Annotated in this window: 17 protein-coding genes and 2 pseudogenes; 7 read left to right on the top strand and 12 right to left on the bottom strand. The window is 44.8% G+C overall.

The annotated features are described in order from the left end of the window. Positions 1-126: 126 nt before the first annotated feature. Positions 127-1,908, top strand: a complete 1,782-nt coding sequence (locus M3194_RS27625; RefSeq protein ID WP_251657344.1) for an ABC transporter substrate-binding protein — start codon at positions 127-129, stop codon at positions 1,906-1,908. Positions 1,909-2,423: 515 nt separating this feature from the next. Here M3194_RS27625 and M3194_RS27615 read toward each other — a convergent pair. From M3194_RS27615 to M3194_RS31365, 6 genes are all read right to left on the bottom strand, one after another. After that, positions 2,424-2,690 (bottom strand): hypothetical protein, encoded by a 267-nt coding sequence (locus tag M3194_RS27615; RefSeq protein WP_251657343.1) that lies wholly within the window; start codon positions 2,688-2,690, stop codon positions 2,424-2,426. A 126-nt stretch (positions 2,691-2,816) separates the two neighbouring features. Further along, positions 2,817-3,266: a hypothetical protein gene (locus M3194_RS27610; protein ID WP_251657342.1), complete on the bottom strand. Its 450-nt coding sequence runs from the start codon at positions 3,264-3,266 to the stop codon at positions 2,817-2,819. A gap of 949 nt (positions 3,267-4,215) precedes the next feature. Beyond that, positions 4,216-4,980, bottom strand: coding sequence for an SDR family NAD(P)-dependent oxidoreductase (locus M3194_RS27605; RefSeq protein ID WP_251657341.1), 765 nt, complete (start codon positions 4,978-4,980; stop codon positions 4,216-4,218). A 184-nt stretch (positions 4,981-5,164) separates the two neighbouring features. Further along, a complete protein-coding gene (locus M3194_RS27600; protein ID WP_251657340.1) occupies positions 5,165-5,707 on the bottom strand; it encodes an NADPH-dependent FMN reductase in 543 nt (180 codons plus the stop codon). A 126-nt stretch (positions 5,708-5,833) separates the two neighbouring features. After that, positions 5,834-7,273: an ester cyclase gene (locus tag M3194_RS27595; RefSeq protein WP_251657339.1), complete on the bottom strand. Its 1,440-nt coding sequence runs from the start codon at positions 7,271-7,273 to the stop codon at positions 5,834-5,836. Positions 7,274-7,387: 114 nt separating this feature from the next. Further along, on the bottom strand, positions 7,388-7,576 hold the full coding sequence (locus M3194_RS31365; protein ID WP_285889602.1) for an SDR family oxidoreductase: 189 nt from the start codon (positions 7,574-7,576) through the stop codon (positions 7,388-7,390). Between the two features lie 423 nt (positions 7,577-7,999). On the opposite strand from M3194_RS31365, the gene M3194_RS27585 reads away from it, so the two are divergent. Beyond that, positions 8,000-8,899, top strand: a complete 900-nt coding sequence (locus M3194_RS27585) for a LysR family transcriptional regulator (protein ID WP_251657338.1) — start codon at positions 8,000-8,002, stop codon at positions 8,897-8,899. 626 nt (positions 8,900-9,525) lie between these two features. Here M3194_RS27585 and M3194_RS27580 read toward each other — a convergent pair. Then, positions 9,526-9,807, bottom strand: a complete 282-nt coding sequence (locus tag M3194_RS27580; RefSeq protein ID WP_251657337.1) for a hypothetical protein — start codon at positions 9,805-9,807, stop codon at positions 9,526-9,528. Between the two features lie 171 nt (positions 9,808-9,978). Here M3194_RS27580 and M3194_RS27575 point away from each other — a divergent pair, with 171 nt between their 5' ends. Genes M3194_RS27575 through M3194_RS27555 form a run of 5 tightly spaced genes read left to right on the top strand, consistent with a single transcriptional unit; the run spans position 9,979 to position 12,297 of the window. Beyond that, a complete protein-coding gene (locus tag M3194_RS27575) occupies positions 9,979-10,221 on the top strand; it encodes a spore gernimation protein GerQ (RefSeq protein WP_251657336.1) in 243 nt (80 codons plus the stop codon). A gap of 16 nt (positions 10,222-10,237) precedes the next feature. Then, positions 10,238-10,624, top strand: coding sequence for a spore coat protein (locus M3194_RS27570; protein WP_251657335.1), 387 nt, complete (start codon positions 10,238-10,240; stop codon positions 10,622-10,624). Further along, positions 10,621-11,757, top strand: coding sequence for a zinc-dependent alcohol dehydrogenase (locus M3194_RS27565; protein WP_251657334.1), 1,137 nt, complete (start codon positions 10,621-10,623; stop codon positions 11,755-11,757). Before M3194_RS27570 ends, M3194_RS27565 begins: the two co-directional genes overlap by 4 nt. A gap of 31 nt (positions 11,758-11,788) precedes the next feature. Continuing rightward, complete coding sequence (locus M3194_RS27560; RefSeq protein ID WP_251657333.1) at positions 11,789-11,989, top strand: hypothetical protein; 201 nt, start codon at positions 11,789-11,791, stop codon at positions 11,987-11,989. 11 nt (positions 11,990-12,000) lie between these two features. Next, on the top strand, positions 12,001-12,297 hold the full coding sequence (locus M3194_RS27555) for a spore coat protein (RefSeq protein WP_251657332.1): 297 nt from the start codon (positions 12,001-12,003) through the stop codon (positions 12,295-12,297). Positions 12,298-12,562: 265 nt separating this feature from the next. Here M3194_RS27555 and M3194_RS27550 read toward each other — a convergent pair whose 3' ends face one another. The 5 genes and pseudogenes from M3194_RS27550 to M3194_RS27530 all read right to left on the bottom strand — a co-directional run. Next, positions 12,563-13,021, bottom strand: coding sequence for a hypothetical protein (locus M3194_RS27550; RefSeq protein ID WP_251657331.1), 459 nt, complete (start codon positions 13,019-13,021; stop codon positions 12,563-12,565). A gap of 535 nt (positions 13,022-13,556) precedes the next feature. Further along, positions 13,557-14,798 (bottom strand): annotated as a pseudogene (locus M3194_RS27545) (IS110 family RNA-guided transposase). Between the two features lie 289 nt (positions 14,799-15,087). Next, positions 15,088-15,225 (bottom strand): hypothetical protein, encoded by a 138-nt coding sequence (locus tag M3194_RS27540; protein WP_251657329.1) that lies wholly within the window; start codon positions 15,223-15,225, stop codon positions 15,088-15,090. Between the two features lie 78 nt (positions 15,226-15,303). Continuing rightward, on the bottom strand, positions 15,304-16,080 hold the full coding sequence (locus M3194_RS27535) for a GNAT family N-acetyltransferase (protein ID WP_251657400.1): 777 nt from the start codon (positions 16,078-16,080) through the stop codon (positions 15,304-15,306). Between the two features lie 798 nt (positions 16,081-16,878). Next, positions 16,879-17,604 (bottom strand): annotated as a pseudogene (locus M3194_RS27530) (IS110 family transposase); the annotation flags it as partial. Positions 17,605-17,735: the final 131 nt, after the last annotated feature.

Below are 17,735 nucleotides of genomic sequence, written 5' to 3'. Positions count from 1 at the left end.
TTATACTCGCTACTATAATGAGAACAACAACCGTTTATCTTGCTCATGTTGCTATCCTATTATATTTACTAGTTTGAAGAAAGTTAGGTCTTGGAATTTTTACTATGCAGGAGATGACAGTTAGTTATGAAGATACTCGACTATTATGAAAAACTGCATAACCGCTATGCAGCTAATGCCGATTTTCAAGCTTTCTCTGTACCAATTGATGAGATTGCAGAAGTGTTGGATTGCACCCGTCGAAATACTCAACTCGTGCTACAACGTCTGTCTGCCGAACTTTTTATTCAATGGAAACCAGGCAGAGGCCGGGGGAACCAATCGGAGATCAAATTTCTCGTAACAAGACAGGAGTTGTTGCAACGAAAAGTTCATGAATTGATTGGAAAGGAAAGCATAAAGGAAGCCTGGCAGTTAATAGCCTCACTAGATGAAATGCAAAAACATGAATTTATGAGATGGATTAACATGCAATTTGGCATTCAAACAGATGAAGATGAACTCGATATATTAAGGTTTCCCTACTATCGGGAGGTCAGCCTTCTGGATCCTGCTACTGTTTTACGAAGTTCAGATTTAAATTGGCTCAGGCAATTGATGAACAAACTTGTGGAGTATTCAACCAAGGAGAAAAAATTGCTTCCGAAGCTCGCTCATCATTGGGAGTCTGATGCTAACTGCAAAAAATGGACCTTCTATCTGCGAAAAGGCGTTCGCTTTCATGACGGTCATATCCTTTCTCCCCACGATATCGTCCATACGTTTAAGCGCATATTAACAAAGTCTCCTTCTGATTGGCTTAGCTTGGTCATTGCGGATATATATGCATCTAGCAAGCATAGCGTTACTTTTGAACTAACCGAATCTATTGTTGCATTTCCAAATATGATATGCACCGATCGCTGCTATATCGTTCCAAAAGGTTGGGAAGGAGAACATCCCAGCATGCCAGTTGGAACAGGTCCGTTCCGCATCGTGAAAAACAATTCCTCAATACTTGTCCTTGAAGCCCATGAGCACTATTTCGAGGGACGGCCGCATCTAGATCGCATTGAAATGTGGGTATGGCCAAATTACGAGGGTTTACCTACTGAAACTACTTCGGAGCAGAATGTACAATTGCTTTACAACGAAGCCTATTTGAATCAAGAAGCAGGTAACCATGAACGTACTACCCTACAGGAACTTGAGCATGGAAGTAACTACGTTATCTTCAATCAAATCAAGCCAGGACCTCTTCAGGATATTCGGCTGAGACAGGCAATTCATTTCGGGCTTGATCGTTGGGAAATAATTGGCGGGTTAAATGGAAGCCGGGTAATGCCTGCTAGCGGATTTATCTTTACAGAAGAGAGCGAAAGCAAACAAGCACATTACAATATCACAAAAGCAAAAGAGCTTCTAGCGGCATCTTCTTATAAGGGCGAAATTTTGCAGCTCTATACATATGACAATCCCTCCAATAGAGAAAACGCCGCTTGGATACAAATCGCCTGTGAAAAACTGGGTATTCAAGTCCAGATTAAGGTTCTACAGGTTGAACAACTAGTGGATACAGCTGTCATGACACAAGCAGATATGATATCGGTTGGTGAAGTACTTGGTGAGCAACCGGATATTACACTGATTGAAACGTACCGTGCTGGCAATAGCTTAATCCGGAATTTGCTCCCATCCGAATGGAAAAAAACAATAGATGCTCGGATATCGTATTGTTTGCGTGTACCTGAGCAATCGGGACGTCTTGCAGTTCTTCGAAATCTTCAGCATGAACTTAAGAAAAGCTTTTGTCTGCTATTTCTTCATCAACATATGCGAGTGATCGGCCATCAAAATTCACTAAGAGGAATCACCATGAATGTTTGGGGAAAAGTTGACTTCAAAGACGTATGGCGCCGCCCACAATAAGCAACGGACTCAAGAATAATTGGTCAAGGGGCACTTAATCAGAACCTCTCGATGGATTAACCTTATTCGCGAATTGTCCCACTTATCCTCTTAAGTAAAACGCGTCTGTCTTGAATGCCAATGTTCCATAACTACTTGATGATTCATCTTCATACAGTTTCTGGATGTCCATGATGGTTTGTCCAGGTGTCCGTGATCCTCTATTCGATTTCATCGTTCGATAAGCCAGTAAGATGTTTTCTCTGGAAGTAATGATTTCATTTTCCATACGTTTTAACTTTAAACACGTACATTCGGAAGTTTGTCAGTTCCAAAAAAAAATCTTTGAACATTCTCATCGTATCCTGTTTTTCAGCCGCGCGGCATATCTGTTGACATACCTTCCCGTAAGGGTGGCTGCAGCCTCCATTCTGCCGAATCCACCCGTACTTCATACCTCATACCCTGTCAGATATGACGCATGCAGGTGTGTTGGCGGGATGGTTTCGGGATACCCTCGATAGCTTAATGGTTAGTTAATGAGACTCGTCTTTAAAATGAAAATGTTCATGATGGATGGCATCCATTCCAACTAATTTTCCATTCTTTTTATGGTAATACGAAAAATCTTTATTAATTGGCATTTTAAGAAGTTGGTAATTATTTTCCCAGGGCATTGTTTCAATTTGTTTAATAGCTAATTCGCGTGTTGTATATATTCCAACCGGAAAGAAATTCGGAAATGGCTTTGAGGTAGAACTTTCTGCTACGAATATTCCCCAGACAAATGTATCCTCCATCATCTCACCGCTCACCTTGCTTTCCAGAAGTTATACTAAAGTTTCCCGTTAGCCTTCCATGCATCTGTTTCTGCACCACAGAGCATTAAAGTTAATACGTTCTTTCATGGTAGTTGAATGCTTTTATCTTTACAGGTTCTCAATCGCTGATTTGATTAATTCATTAAAGAGTGGCTTTTCCTTTGAACTAGCCCAGTATATAGTGAGAACATTTCCTTTCTCATATAAAAATGGATTTGTTGTAAACTTGGCATATTTCATTTTTTCATTAAATTCCTTAACACCAGCTTCTCGGGCAGTTTCTGTTTGGAAAATATAAAAATAAACATATTCAAGACTTGAGTCATATATAGTCGCTTCACTCTCAATTGAATTCATTTCTGGAACAACATCATTCAATGTTTGTATATTTCCAGTCATCCCATATGGTGCTAATTTTAGATTCTGCGATTCAAAAACATCAATAACATCTTGATAACTATATTCCTTTTCCTTTGCCCCTTTATCATCATTTGTGCAACCAACTAAGACGGTTATATATATTAAAATGATTAATCCTAACATAGATTTAATTTTCAATATTTTTCATCTCCTTTTAAATCCCTAATTTTGGAATTAACACTTATACGTTTTATAATCCAAAATGTTGCACGTAACTCCCTCTACTGAGAAAACGGCAGCTCATCATGTGTGAGCTGCCGTCCCGTCTTTATCGATCGCCATTAGCTTAATGAATGTTTCAATTATTATATGGTTGGAGAGCCACACCACTTTGAAAGGAGATTATATATCCCTTGCTTTAAATTCTTTTAAAACCCTACCTGTGTAAGTTGCAGTACCATAAGTACGGACATTTATATTATCGTATACTTCTGGATCTGTAACAGTTAATTCGATTGTCTTGTTATATTTTCATTTACTGCATATACTCTTCGTGACATAAATAAATAATCCGTCGGGAATGACATCAAGTTCGCGCTGCACGTCGTGTAGTTCGATGGGCGCGTTGCTGACGAATCTAGGCGTCGCCGGATGTTCGTCAGCAGCAGCCGGCCGTCTTCCCGTTTGCCCTCGATCCGGATTCCACCGACGGGGACTCAGCTCCACGCCGTGGGAGAGCACGAGGAGAGGCAAAAAACAACTTATAACATAACCAATAATAGCACCTACAATAATACCTGTAATCCCTAAGTTAAGTACTTTGAAAATACCAATAAATATTATATATATTTGCTCTATTCTTAATACATGAGTCTGAATGAGAAAATTGAATCATTTCGAGGAAGCGTAACAAAAACAGCAGCCGATATCGGCTGCTGCATGCTATTCCTAGGCGGTTTTTAATTCCCTCTACACCTTGAATACTTTCTTCGTCCCCAGTCGGGCTTGATCATCTCCACCGGCTATTAATATGTGATGCGAGTCCGTACCTGCCGGGAATGAGACCATTTTATAATCACCCTCCAATTAGATACGTTTCCACTTCTTTTCCGAATCAATTGCTTGCCGATTTTTCAGTTCGAATGATTTACCAAGCAGTCGCACCGCCGTCGACGGCGTAGTTAACTCCCGTGATGTACGCGGCTCGATCAGAAGCGAGGAATGCAGCGAGTTCTACAAGCTCCTCGGGTTGTCCGAACCGCTTAAGAAGCGTCTTCTTCGTAACGGCGTCCCGCGCCTCCTGATTGTCTCCTAAATCGCGATCGCTAGCCGGAGTGAGAAACGGTCCAGGACTGATAGCCACCGCGCGGATTCCATGCCGTGCACCTTCCAAAGCTAGCTGCCGGGTCATGGAGATAACGCCTCCTTTCGCCGCCGCATGCCCCACCATCGGAGGAACATCGCCGGCGATAATACCGGAGATGGAAGCGACGTTTATTATGACGCCACCGCCTCTTTTCACCAAGTGCGGCCAGGCGTATTTCGATACGAAAAAGGGAATGTCGAGTTCTCCGGCAATCGTCCTCCGCCAATCCTCGATCGAGAAGTCCGGCATCGGTCCGAATTTCTGTATGGCCGCATTATTGTAAACCACATCAAGTCCGCCGTATGCTTGAGCGGCTTCCTCTACCAGCTTCTTTACTTGTTCGTGATCGGTGAGGTCGATCGGTGCGATGCCTGTCATTTCGCCTCCGGCGCTTCGCACGAGTTCGACCGTCTCGTTATTTGCCTCTACGTTTATATCGCTGCCGACTACTTTAGCTCCTTCGCGGGCGAAGGTCAATGCCGCGACGCGACCCAGTCCTCCGGCGGTTCCCGTTATAAGTACAACTTTATTATCAAGAAATCTCATGATTTTTCCTCCTGGTATTCAAATTGTCATCTGAATTTAGTAATTATTTACTTCCATTTGATTCAAGCAAATATTTTGCCTTTAATAAAAAGCAAGCTGCCAAGGCAACCTGCTTGATGTGGTTATTAAGCTATCGTATTTCGTCCATTAGTAACTCGGTTTCTATACGCAATATCATCTTTATTTAATGACGAATTGATTTTAATGCTGCGCTCCAAGAAAGCACCTGATCCAACATACCATTTACATTCGTAAGATGCAGATCCGCCGGCTTGAATACCGAAAAATTCTCAAAATCGGTGAACAACGACAATGCAGGATGAATACGGACGTCGGCTACTGATAATTCCCCCAAAATTCCTCTGAGATGCTCAGCCGCGCGGGCACCGCCTACTGAACCGTAGCTCACAATTCCGGCAGCTTTGTTATTCCAAGCTTCACGTGCATAATCTAATGCGTTTTTCAATGCCGCAGAGATGCTGTGGTTGTATTCAGATACAATAAATACGAATCCGTCCAAACTCGCGAGTTTAACGTTCCAAGCCGTAGCTTGATCCGTAGCATCTACCTCTCCTAAAAGTGGGAGTTTGAAGTCGGCGATATCTACGATTTCATAGTTAGCGTCCCCACGCTTATCAGCTACGCTTTTGATCCATTCCCCGACTTGTGGGCTTACCCGACCCTCTCGTGTGCTGCCCAAAATGATCCCGATATTTAATTTAGACATCTTATTATCCTCCATATTAAGTTTTTTCCCTAATAGTCTATCCCAAAAAAATCCTATGAATATTACTCCGAGGTCCTGCGTTCAAAACATCCCGCCGCCGAGTACCTATGGTTCAACAGTGCAGCATTACTTGCCGTTTAGAGGTGTCGCGATTTCTTGTAGGAAACGGCCGAAGTTCCCTTCCGACCAGTGCTCGACGGATTTGCCGTTCACAATGCGGTCGATGGAAATGCCGCTGAGGTGGACTTCACGGCCGGATGCTGGGATTCCTAGAATCGTGCCAGTATGGACGCCTCCCAGGGTCCAACGCGTAACCACTTTGTTGCCCTCTACGATTTGATCGAGCACTTCCAATTTATAACCTTTGAGCGCCCCTTTTAGCTCGAGGTCGCTAGCGAGCCAAACTCCGCGGTCCATGGGGCCGTCGAATCCGTGAAGCACCAGGTCCTTCGAGATATACTTATCGAAGCCGGCAGCGAGATCCCCGTTGTAGCTAGCGTAGAACGCCGCGGCTACTTGTTTTGGATCCTGTTGGTTGTTTAGAGGAGTCGAGATTTCCTGCAGGAAACGACCGAAGTTTCCTTCCGACCAGTGCTCGACGGATTTGCCGTTCACAATGCGGTCGATGGAAATGCCGCTGAGGTGGACTTCACGGCCGGATGCTGGGATTCCTAAAATCGTGCCGGTATGGACGCCTCCCAGGGTCCAACGCGTAACGACTTTGTTGCCCTCTACGATTTGATCGAGCACTTCCAATTTATAGCCTTTGAGCGCCGCTTTTAGCTCGAGGTCGCTAGCGAGCCAAACTCCGCGGTCCATGGGACCGTCGAATCCGTGAAGCACCAATTTCTTTGAAATATATTTCTCGAAGCCGGCGGCGAGATCCCCGTTGTAGCTGGCGTAGAACGCCGCGGCTACCTGTTTTGGCTTCAGTAGATGATTGGCCGAGACTTCGCTTGATACCTGGACTTTATTGTTTTTAATGTTTTGAGTTACTTGATTGGTTGGGGGAGCCTGGAGCTCCTGCAAGAATCGTCCGAAGTTCCCTTCCGACCAGTGCTCGACGGATTTGCCGTTCTCAATGCGGTCGATGGAAATACCGCTGAGGTGGACTTCGCGGCCGGACGCTGGAATTCCCAGAATCGTGCCGGTATGGACGCCTCCCAGGGTCCAACGCGTAACGACTTTGTTGCCTTCCGCTATTTGATCGAGAACTTGCAGTTTATAACCTTTGAGCGCCCCTTTTAGCTCGAGGTCGCTAGCGAGCCAAACTCCGCGGTCCATCGGACCGTCGAACCCGTGAAGCACCAATTTCTTTGAAATATATTTCTCGAAGCCAGCGGCGAGATCCCCGTTGTAGCTGGCGTAGAACGCCGCGGCCACCTGTTTTGGCTTCAGTTGATGACTAGTCGATGCACCCTGGTTGGATTTTTCAACTTTGTTCGCTCCTACAACAGCAGCGGCGTAAGAATGCGAACTATTCGAGAACGATACTGTTCCGACTATACCAAGTGTCATCGTTAGAGCAAGACTTAATACCTTTAATTTATTATGGAATTTCTTCATCGCAAATTATCTCTCCCTTAGCATCATTTAGTTAAGTCTTTAAGGTAATCGGCTTAAAGAGACTCTTAGCACTTCTCTACTCGAAGGGGTTACTATCCAAGTAAGGTCATGCGTTCAGAACATCCCCCCGCCGGCGCCGATTGTTTGACCGGTGATCCATCGGGCTTGATCTGATACCAAGAAGCCGACAATGTCAGCGATGTCTTCCGGCGTACCGACGCGTGCCAGAGGTGTTTGGGCAATCTCTCCGTCGATAACCGCTTGTCCGGCAGCGATCAGAGCCGGCGTAAGGGTACATTTCATCGAACTGTTCATCCGTCGTGCCGACAATGGTGCCGTGTTTCACATTCGCAGCGTTCAGCACCACGATATCCACGTGTCCCTTCCGGTCACCAACGCTACTTTGACCTGAAGAGATAATCTATCCATGTAAATTCCTCCCTCCTTAATTTCTAGATTATTGAAAAAATCGGGGTTTACTTATCTAAGCTCCCGAGGCTTATCGGAACGCACGAATATTATAAGCTGCCCTACTATGATGCCGGCTTTCGATACGTTGTGACTGACAAAATACGTATAAATCATGCTTAGAATAAATTGTTCCGCCCCGGTACAATTACTACTTTACATCGATAATTACCGCATGATAAGCACTATATCAATGTACATTAACACTAAATCTATATATAATAGTCGCTGAAGCTTGATCAAACATGGAGGGTTTTCATGGAACTGCGACAATTGCGCTATTTTATGAAGGTAGCCGAGACCTTACACTTCGGACGCGCGGCCGAGCAATTGCATATGGCCCAACAACCGCTCAGTTATCAAATAAAGCGGCTTGAGGATGAGATAGGCGTTGAACTGTTGAAGCGAACGACCCGTACGGTCGCGCTAACGGCCGCTGGCGAGGCGCTGCTGGCCGATGTTCAGGCCGGTCTTGGGCGAATTGACCGAGGGGTGGAAATAGCGCAACAAATCGCGCGCGGTGAAGGCGGCAAGTTGATTATTGGTTATTCGAGTTACAGTTTATATAGCGTTCTGCCACCCATTGTGCGCCTGTTTCGAGAACGGTTCCCGGATTTTGAGATCGTGCTTCTCGAGTTGGTTTCTCCTGAATTGGAGCTTAAGGTTCTAAACGAAGAAGTGGACATTGGCTTCTTGATGTTCCCCGGCGCCAAAATGTCTGGATTGGCGTATGAAACGATCTATCAGGAGCCAGCCGCAATCGCGCTCCCCAAGAATCATCCCCTAGCCGAGCGACAATCACTTTCGCTCCGGGAACTAGAAAACGAGAAGTTCGTAATGTACTCACGCAGCGCAAATCGCATGATCTTCGACGATTTCATTTCGTTATGCCATTTGGCTGGATTTAGCCCCGTCATTAATCAAGAGGCGGCAACCGAGTCTGCTATCATTAGTCTTGTGGCAGCCGGAGTTGGGGTGTCTCTAGTAGCGAGCAGCATTAGCAGAGTTCGACCGGACGAAGTTGCCTATCGACGACTTATCGATCCCCCGCTGATCTCGGAGGCGGCAGTGCTATGGAAGGAGGAAAAAAAACTACCGATTTTGCAAGAAATACGTCAGATCGCGCGCGAGGTAACACAAAGAGAAGGTTCTGATTAAAATAAAAGTCCACCCGGTTACTGATGAACTGGGTGGACTTTTATTGTCTTGCGCAATTTATGTTTGCTATTTGACAATCACCTCTTGAGCGCCTCTTGAAATTTCCGCCTACGTGAACCCAGCAGCCCAATTACGTAATGTCGTTTACTATTGTTATAGCCCTTTAGCCATCCGTTCACCTTGAAACAGCCAGCTCATTTGCTGCGTTAATCTCCCTTTAACATAAAAAAAAGGAGTAGCTGCCGCCGGCAGACTACTCCTCTGTTTGTTAAACTAAAGTTCCTCGTTTAGTTGGATCACTATTAGCTTGTTCACAGTACCAATTTCTCAAGAGCAACAGCAACACCATCATTATCATTTGATTCAGTAATGTGTTGTGTTATAACTATCGGCTTTTAAAAAATGTTCAAAAAATCGCAAAAACAAAAAGCTTCGGCACAAACCGAAGCCTTCTGAGATTAATCTCCGTATTGTTTGTTCCAACGAATGTCCTGCGGGACAATTGCCCTTGCGGAGAGTATTGGCGCAAGTTCGGAAAACATATCCGTTAACGTCTAATCAACCTGACTTTACATGTATGGTAAAGAAGGAGAATTTTTGCAAAGCTTATCAGCGCCAAAACCATTCTACTGTTGGTCCGGCAGACGTAATGCATTTGCTGAGGTTTGTGCCTGATCTAAAAATTCCTCTGCTTGGGTCAATTGCTGCCGAGCCGTCTCCAAAGCTTGTGAATTATTTGCTGCATTATATTCACTTATCGAGCTTATCGCCTGATTTAAAGCGGTTTGCGCCTCAGAAACCGCATTAGATGCATGCTGCTCCAGCGCATTGCCGCTCGAGTTAAGTGTACCTTCTGCTGGTTTTTTTGCATTTTCAGTGGCTAAATCAATTTTGTCTTCATTGGGCAAAACGAGTCCTCCTCCCTTGAGCAATAATCATTAATTTAAACAAAATAAGTATGCGGTTGAGCTTTTGTTTATATTCCTGCGACTACATGGGAGTATCTCGATCCCACAGTATAAGATTAGATACGTAGGAGGAATCTAACGTTGATGAAATAAGGAGGTGGGAATATTTTAATGAATACGCCAACGCTAGCGCCGCACGAATCGTTGGAACTGCATGAAGCGTTAAACTTTAAAACGCTTTGCCTCGCTAAGTCAAAACTTATGCAAGGCTTAGTATTTGATCAAGAGTTGAAAGCGCTGATGCAGAAAGACGTCATACAATCCACACAACAGATCGCCGAGCTGCAAGCCATTTACGCAAGAGTACCTTTCCAAGCGCCTGTTCCGAATAGCCCAACACCTATAACACATTGAGGGGAACGTAAAGCAAATGAATACCGATTATTTAGACCCCATTAACGCATTAAATATGCCGGAAATGGCAGATATGACTTTTGCAATGGACTTCCTTCTTCGCGCCAAGGAAGGTGTGCGAAATTCGTCCATCGCTCTGACGGAAGCGGCTTCTCCGGATGTAAGAACGCTGTTGCGCAACCATCTTAATCAGGGGATCGCTTTGCACGAAGAAATTACGGAGCTCATGATTCGCAAAAAATGGTTCCATCCTTACGAGCTGAATGAACAGTACCAACTTGACCAGCTCTCGGCGAAAAATACGGTGATGATCGGGAAGATGAATTTGTTTCCGGATGATACGTCGCGTAAAGGGATGTTTGATCGGACCCCAGATGAACATATCGGAGGACATAAAGCATGAAGGCGGTAACGTATCAAGGGATTAAAAATGTGGTTGTCAAAGAGGTACCGGATCCGAAGATTGAGAAGGCGGACGATATGATCATAAAGATCACCAGTACCGCCATTTGCGGTTCCGACCTTCATCTTATTCATGGGATGATCCCTAACCTTCAGGAGAACTATGTCATCGGGCATGAACCTATGGGGATTGTAGAAGAAGTTGGCCCCGGTGTGACAAAAGTAAAGAAAGGCGACCGTGTGATCATCCCGTTTAACATCGCATGCGGAGAATGCTTTTTTTGCAAAAATCAGCTGGAAAGCCAATGTGACAATTCAAACGAACACGGGGATATGGGCGCATACTTCGGCTACTCCGGAACGACTGGTGGATATCCTGGAGGGCAAGCCGAGTATTTACGAGTCCCGTTCGCAAATTTTACCCACTTCAAGATTCCCGAAAACTGCGAACAACCGGATGAAAAGCTAAGTTTAATTGCGGATGCGATGACGACGGCTTTCTGGAGCGTAGATAACGCAGGTGTCAAGAATGGAGATACGGTCATCGTGCTCGGATGCGGTCCGGTCGGACTTTTAGCTCAGAAATTCTGTTGGCTGAAAGGAGCAAAGCGGGTCATAGCTGTCGACTATGTCGACTATCGCTTACAGCATGCGAAGCGAACGAACAAGGTGGAGATCGTAAACTTCGAACAGGATAAGAATATCGGCAATAATCTCAAAGAAATGACCAAAGGCGGCGCCGATGTCGTGATTGATGCGGTAGGAATGGACGGCAAGATGAGCGATCTCGAATTTCTAGCCAGCGGTCTGAAACTGCAAGGCGGAACCATGAGCGCATTTATCATTGCGTCTCAGGCTGTCCGCAAAGGCGGTACCATCCAAGTCACTGGGGTATACGGCGGACGCTATAACGGATTCCCGCTCGGCGACATCATGCAGCGCAACGTTAATATCCGTTCCGGACAAGCCCCGGTCATTCACTACATGCCGTATATGTACGAGTTGGTTACGTCAGGTAAAGTGGACCCTGGAGATATTGTTACGCACGTCATTCCGCTCAGCGAAGCCAAGCGCGGCTATGAAGTATTTGATACGAAAACGGATGATTGCATCAAAGTCATCTTAAAGCCTTAAATATGTTTAGATACACAGGAGGACAATCCGAATGAATTCCAATTATGCTTTACATGAGATGCTGGAGGTTCGTGAAATAGCTGCGTTTAAGTCGGTTTGCTTAACTAAATCCAAAACCATGCAAGCTCTGGTAAGCGACCCAGAACTCGTGCAAATTTTGCAGCAAGATGTGCAATTATCACAGCAGCATCTTCAGGAGCTCGGTATAGTGCTGTCTAAAGTGACCCAATAGGAGATAAAAACATGAATACAATATTTGAACACATGACAGGGCTTCATACGCTGACCGATGACGTGATCGCAATGGATTTTTTGATGAATGCCAAGAGCGGTGTTAGAAATTACGCCATGGCCGTAACCGAATGTGCCACTCCCGAAATCAAGCAAATGTTAATGAAACAGCTCGACGAAGCCATAGACTCCTATGAAAAGATAGCAAACTACATGACGCAGAGAGACCTATACCATCCCTACCATATTCCAGAGCAAATTCAAATCGATCTGAAAAACATTCAGACCGCTATGAACATTCCGTCCTGACACCATACTTCGTCTCCAAAACGCGCTAAACCACAAATGGCGCGTTTTGGATTTTATACGGAGACTTCATGTTCATTGGTGTCATGTTCCAATAAATAAGGGCGGCTGCTTTTTTTCCTCGGTGGCATAAAAGTGCTATAGCACTACCATTTAACCCTTTCGCGGTAACCCCTTATTATTAAACACTATAAGACAAACAGAAAGAACTTGCCCGTTACTTCTCCATTCAACTAACGTTCTCCGAGGGAGTGCAATGATATCTGAATTATGACTTATTTCTTAGCTTGTTGAAGTTGCTAATTATAGTTTCTACATCTTGTGCATCGTTCAAATAAACAATCTTGCGAAGTTTCATACTCCAGCAACTTAAGTTCAAGGAGTTACATAGTTCCCTGCAAATATGTAACACTTCAGATATACTTCCTTCTTTTTTATAATAATTAGTTCTGACAGAAATCATCTCAGCTTGTTCAGATACAGTACCAACGTTTAGTTCAATTTCAACTTTGTACTGCTCATCGTTATATTGAAAATAACACGCATCATCGAATGAGTTCCAACTTTTCAATGTTGGGTCATTTTTAATATTATCTATTTTTTTGAGCTCATTTACTGCTTGGACAAAGTTAAAAAAATACGGTCCAACAAACTCCATTCCTTCTTCCGTTAGCATAGCTGAATTACCTTTAGGATACAAAATAAACTGATAATCCCCTAATCCCATCAAATTCACCTCCGGTAACATGTAGTAACGTATCGACTATTTATTAATCATTTATTCAATATAGTTTCCACGCTATCCTGTCCTTTGCTTCAATAAAAAAGAGCAGCTGCCGTTGTGACGAACTGCTCTATAAAGGCTGAACTAACGTCTCCCGTCCCTCGGTTTTAAGGGTTTATCTCACATATACTCACTCATTCGCAGGATTTCAACACCTTAGATTAGATCAATCTTAGGATAGAGGACAGATGAACCTGGTTGAGGTGGCGGGCTGGGCATGCGGAAATAGAGGACTATCAGGAAATATTCCCCAATTCGTTTCTACTGCACACATACTCCACTGATCCCTTGGCGTTCACCCTCCCATAACTCAACGGGTCATTGCCCTTACAATCCTTCGTTATACTTGTCCAAGGTGTGGAGACCGATCGCGTTTAGCGGATGGGTCTTAGCCCTTATGGGAAACGAACTCGGTTCTCCGTGCTTTCTTTGTGAAATCCCGCGAACGAGTCAATATACGTGATGTATCTTCAAAAACTTAAGCAGCTTCAGGCCAGTTCAGAACCATTTCCTCTCGCGTAAACTTTTCTCCTCGTTGAACAATACCAACCAAGATTCGCGCTAGTTTCCCAATTAATTTAAAGATGGACTGCTGCTTTTTCATCTTCTTTTCCTGCACATTATGTTCATGCAAATGGCGGAAAACAGGGTTATTCCAAACAAGCTGAACGGTAGCGAGATAGAGATATTTTCGCAAAGCAGAGTCTCCTCGTTTCGAAAGAACAATCTGTCCTTTGCGCTTTCCGGACGTGCTTTGGGCCAGATTTAGGTAAGCCTTCCGTAAAACCTGGCGACCGTGCGCGTATTGCCTTAGATCCCCTGTACCTGCTAATATGGCCGCGGTGAAAATCTTCCCGAGCCCTTTTATGGTGCGAAGCTGCTGCGCCATTGGGATCTCCAAAAGCAACGCTTCGATGTCCTTTTCAATCTGTTCTAGCATGGATGTTATACGTTCAAACTCTTCAATGAGCCGTTTTAAATCTGCTTTCGCTTCGTCAACAGCAACCCGTTCTCCAACACTTCGTTTAGCTTGTGCAATCAGTTGCGCGGCCTTCTCGGTTCCCGTAGTGCCTCCGGCACGCTGCATATGGACTCGCCATGCACTAAGGACATCCGATACAGTATACTTCTCAAGATCCTGTGGACAAGGAAAGGTTTTGAGAGTCGCCAATGAACGCTTACAGGTCCAGTCTTTGAACACCGAAGGATATTCCGGGAAACGAATGTCCAGCCAGCGTACGATTCGATTCTGCAGCCGCACACTATTCGTCACCCAAAATTCTCGGTCACTCATCAAGATCTTCAAACGCTGAAACTCATGTGACTGACGCGTGTACTCGTAGTAGAAACCTCGGCTGACGGAATCTGCGATGGTCAGTGCATCTTTTGGGTCATTCTTTGACGGGCTATTATCCCGGTTTTCTTTATTCCTCTTCGTCGTGGCTGGATTAACCATGACCACATGCACGCTTTTATCTGATAACCAGTTGGCCAGGTTAAACCAGTAATGCCCGGTTGGTTCCATGCCAATAATGAGCCTATTCAATCGATGTTTCTGCTGTAATTCACTCATCCATCGGCTCAGTTTTTCAAACCCTTCAATACTATTGGAAAATCAGAGATGGCGTTTCGAAACCACAATTCCGCGGAAATTTGTAACTTGTGCGACATGTATTTCTTTCACCATATCGATCCCTATTACAAGATGCGAGGTAGTAATTTATTCGACCCGTTGATTTTGTGCATCTATTTCCTTAAACTTCATAGTAAGAGCGCCTCCCTGATGTGTTATCGACAAACCCATCATACCGAGGCGCTCCTTTTTTTACAAAGCTCATTTCTTAAGCTCTACAGGATTGTTTAGTTTAATCAATTATAATTCAATCTTAATTCATTAATAAGAAAATCGCCTTGCTCAATTTTCATTACTCTCTTTCTTTTGTATAATCCCAACCATTTTTTATTGAAAAAAAGTGCGAAGTTTTATTTTTTGAAGGATATATTAAAACTTACTGACTCATCTTTCCGCCTACTTGATTGCTGTGGATACGGATGGTCATTTGCTCTCCGGGCATCGTATCAAACCATTTGAGATCCTTGGCATAAGTAACGGCTGCTCCAGTTACGGTTTCATTTATCTGTTTCATCTATCATTCTCCTTAAATCCATTTCGTGTTCAAAATTTTGCAAGGCGCTTTTGTGTGATCGTTGGGGGTTTCCCATTGCTAGCTGGAATGAATTGTGATCGTCAGTTCTTCTTTGAACCCAACCTTTTGATAAACCTTTCGTCCCATCGGGGTTGCATGGATAACCGCCAGCTTTGCGCCTTTTTGTTGTACGACACCTAATGCATGTGCTAGCACCGTTTGAGCCAGTCCTCTAGAGCGGTAGGATTCTACCGTTGTGATGCTATAGATTCCTGCGACATCGCCCTCGATAAAGGTACCCAGCGTAGTCACAGGCACACCGTTCAAGTAAGCAATATAATGTTGAATCCCGGACGAATCCTGATTGGGGCCATCTACAAACACTTTGCAATAAATGTCTGCCATCGACTCTGGAATGCTAAATCCAGCCAGGATGGTCTTTCTATAGTCCTCCAACTCTTGCGGTTCCCGTACAGGTCGAACCTCCAGACCCGGTATTTCCGGTAAATCCAACCGCCATCCATCCAGATCAAGTCCCAAGCCGAAAAGCACATCGCTCTGCTTCAAATCATTAGCTGCAAGTGCTTGATTGACGACTTCATCAGGCTTGTGAGAGTAAGTCAACCAACGCAATTTCTGGCCGCGATTATGGTACAATGACTTAATGGTTTTGATTTCTTCTATGGGGTCAATCCCTTCAGAATGTTCATAGTTAACTACACTATTAAATAATTCAAAGGGAACATCGGATTCAAAGCGTTGTGTGCGATCCGTTTTAATAAAGGTGAGTAACTGGCTGAGTTCACCTAGTCTTTCATAAGCGCGAATTAAGTTTTTAACGATTAGATTTTGCATTGATGACAATTCAATCTCCTCCACAATTTCTTTAACCAAAGATAAGTGCCAAGTAATTGTAACACCTCGCCAGGCCACTGCTGCGGGTCGAGCGTCACTAGAATCGCTCCTTATGGAAGAGGGTTAGAACAACCGCGTATCTGTATCTAACCCAGACGGACACCGGTATCCCTTCCAAGATCCTCTAGCTCGCAGCACTTCTGCGCCTATGCGCCGTTGAAACATCCGATTGGAAGTGTTCCACATTGCTGGTTTGCCGCATGCTAGTATCCTTCCCTGAGTGTGAAGCGCCTTAGGACCCTGAGCATTCATAAGTTCAAGTTCGTACTTCAACATCCCGCGTACTTTGGTCGCGAGCATCAAGTCAAGGGTATCATTAGCATAGTCGATGAGTGGACGAGCGTAATCGCCGCCGTCGGACGCCTGCACTATTGACAGCAAAGTCGATACGTCCGGTGTCGTCGGCAGCAACCTCTACCGCACGATGTACCACATCCTCGTCGCGTACGTCAGCGATGCGTACCTGGAGATACCACCGGCTGCCTCATTCCAGAGTCGCAGCAGTGCGACCTGCGACGGTTATCGCGCATCCTTCGGCAGCCAGTGCGATTGTAGCAGCTCGACCGATAACGGTGCCTCCACCAGTGATGAGAGCAGTCTTTCCAGCGAACTGTTGTGTGGTCTGTGACATGATATTTCCTCCTTAATTGGTTAGACAATTATCTTAAATCGTCTATTAGTCTATAATAAACAAATAGACACATCATGTCTACGAGTATAAAAAGGAAATATTGACGATAGAGAACGGCTTGCCGCTGCTTTCAGACTTCTCATACGCTCGATGTCGAGACCTCGCTTGGCAACCTTTTTGAGGTGACTCAGCAAGGCTTCCTCAGACTCAGAAACCAGCTCATGCGGCAACAAACAAAGACTGAGCATTTGGCGTGCTGACTTGCATTCCCAGTCCTTAAATACCGTGAGGAACTCTGGAAAGTACCGATCCAACCAGTTATGGACGCGGCCTTGCACCACGCGCAGGTCAGTTGACAGATGATCGCGAATTTTCATCGCTTCCCTTAGTTCGGCATAGATGCCTTGGGGAAAGTTAGGTACGGCATATCTTCCATCTTTGACGAGCTGTGCAATGACTTTAGCATCTTTGATGTCGTTCTTGGTTGGTGAATTGTCATCCAATTCTTTGCTTTTCTTCACGTGGAGCGGATTAACCACAGCGCACGTAACATGCTGTTCTCTTAAAAAATGGGCCAGGTTCAGCCAGTAGTGACCGGTCGGTTCCATGCCAACGATGACGTCTTGGAACCCTTTCTCCGTCGCAAGCTTTCTGAACCAGCTAACGAACATTTCGAAGCCTTCACGGTCGTTCTCAAATGTAATTGACTTCCCGAACTCGACTCCGCGGTAGTCTTGTGCTCGAGCGACATGTTTGAATTTAGCTATGTCTACACCGACAATTAAGGTAGAAGAAGTAATTTGATTAATGCGTTCATTTTGAGTAGAATTCATTTTGTAGTCTCCTTGGTTTGTATTTGGATCTGGTCGCTGGCGAGCATCTGGGACCCTCATACATCATACCAAGGAGTCTTTTTGTTTCTCAAACCTCGTATTTCTTCATTATATGAATGCTGCCCGTTAAC

Source organism: Paenibacillus glycanilyticus, assembly GCF_023715145.1.
GTDB lineage: Bacteria > Bacillota > Bacilli > Paenibacillales > Paenibacillaceae > Pristimantibacillus > Pristimantibacillus glycanilyticus_A.
Note: the sequence above shows the minus strand (reverse complement) of the source record. Positions and strands in the feature narration are given on the sequence as shown.

What these genes read in the sequence shown, in the direction of transcription:
- M3194_RS27625 (WP_251657344.1), top strand. Translation starts at nt 127, where the DNA reads ATGAAGATACTCGACTATTATGAAAAACTGCATAACCGCTATGCAGCT.
- M3194_RS27615 (WP_251657343.1), bottom strand. Translation starts at nt 2,690, where the DNA reads ATGATGGAGGATACATTTGTCTGGGGAATATTCGTAGCAGAAAGTTCT.
- M3194_RS27605 (WP_251657341.1), bottom strand. Translation starts at nt 4,980, where the DNA reads ATGAGATTTCTTGATAATAAAGTTGTACTTATAACGGGAACCGCCGGA.
- M3194_RS27600 (WP_251657340.1), bottom strand. Translation starts at nt 5,707, where the DNA reads ATGTCTAAATTAAATATCGGGATCATTTTGGGCAGCACACGAGAGGGT.
- M3194_RS27595 (WP_251657339.1), bottom strand. Translation starts at nt 7,273, where the DNA reads ATGAAGAAATTCCATAATAAATTAAAGGTATTAAGTCTTGCTCTAACG.
- M3194_RS31365 (WP_285889602.1), bottom strand. Translation starts at nt 7,576, where the DNA reads ATGAAATGTACCCTTACGCCGGCTCTGATCGCTGCCGGACAAGCGGTT.
- M3194_RS27585 (WP_251657338.1), top strand. Translation starts at nt 8,000, where the DNA reads ATGGAACTGCGACAATTGCGCTATTTTATGAAGGTAGCCGAGACCTTA.
- M3194_RS27575 (WP_251657336.1), top strand. Translation starts at nt 9,979, where the DNA reads ATGAATACGCCAACGCTAGCGCCGCACGAATCGTTGGAACTGCATGAA.
- M3194_RS27570 (WP_251657335.1), top strand. Translation starts at nt 10,238, where the DNA reads ATGAATACCGATTATTTAGACCCCATTAACGCATTAAATATGCCGGAA.
- M3194_RS27565 (WP_251657334.1), top strand. Translation starts at nt 10,621, where the DNA reads ATGAAGGCGGTAACGTATCAAGGGATTAAAAATGTGGTTGTCAAAGAG.
- M3194_RS27560 (WP_251657333.1), top strand. Translation starts at nt 11,789, where the DNA reads ATGAATTCCAATTATGCTTTACATGAGATGCTGGAGGTTCGTGAAATA.
- M3194_RS27555 (WP_251657332.1), top strand. Translation starts at nt 12,001, where the DNA reads ATGAATACAATATTTGAACACATGACAGGGCTTCATACGCTGACCGAT.
- M3194_RS27550 (WP_251657331.1), bottom strand. Translation starts at nt 13,021, where the DNA reads ATGGGATTAGGGGATTATCAGTTTATTTTGTATCCTAAAGGTAATTCA.
- M3194_RS27540 (WP_251657329.1), bottom strand. Translation starts at nt 15,225, where the DNA reads ATGAAACAGATAAATGAAACCGTAACTGGAGCAGCCGTTACTTATGCC.
- M3194_RS27535 (WP_251657400.1), bottom strand. Translation starts at nt 16,080, where the DNA reads ATGCAAAATCTAATCGTTAAAAACTTAATTCGCGCTTATGAAAGACTA.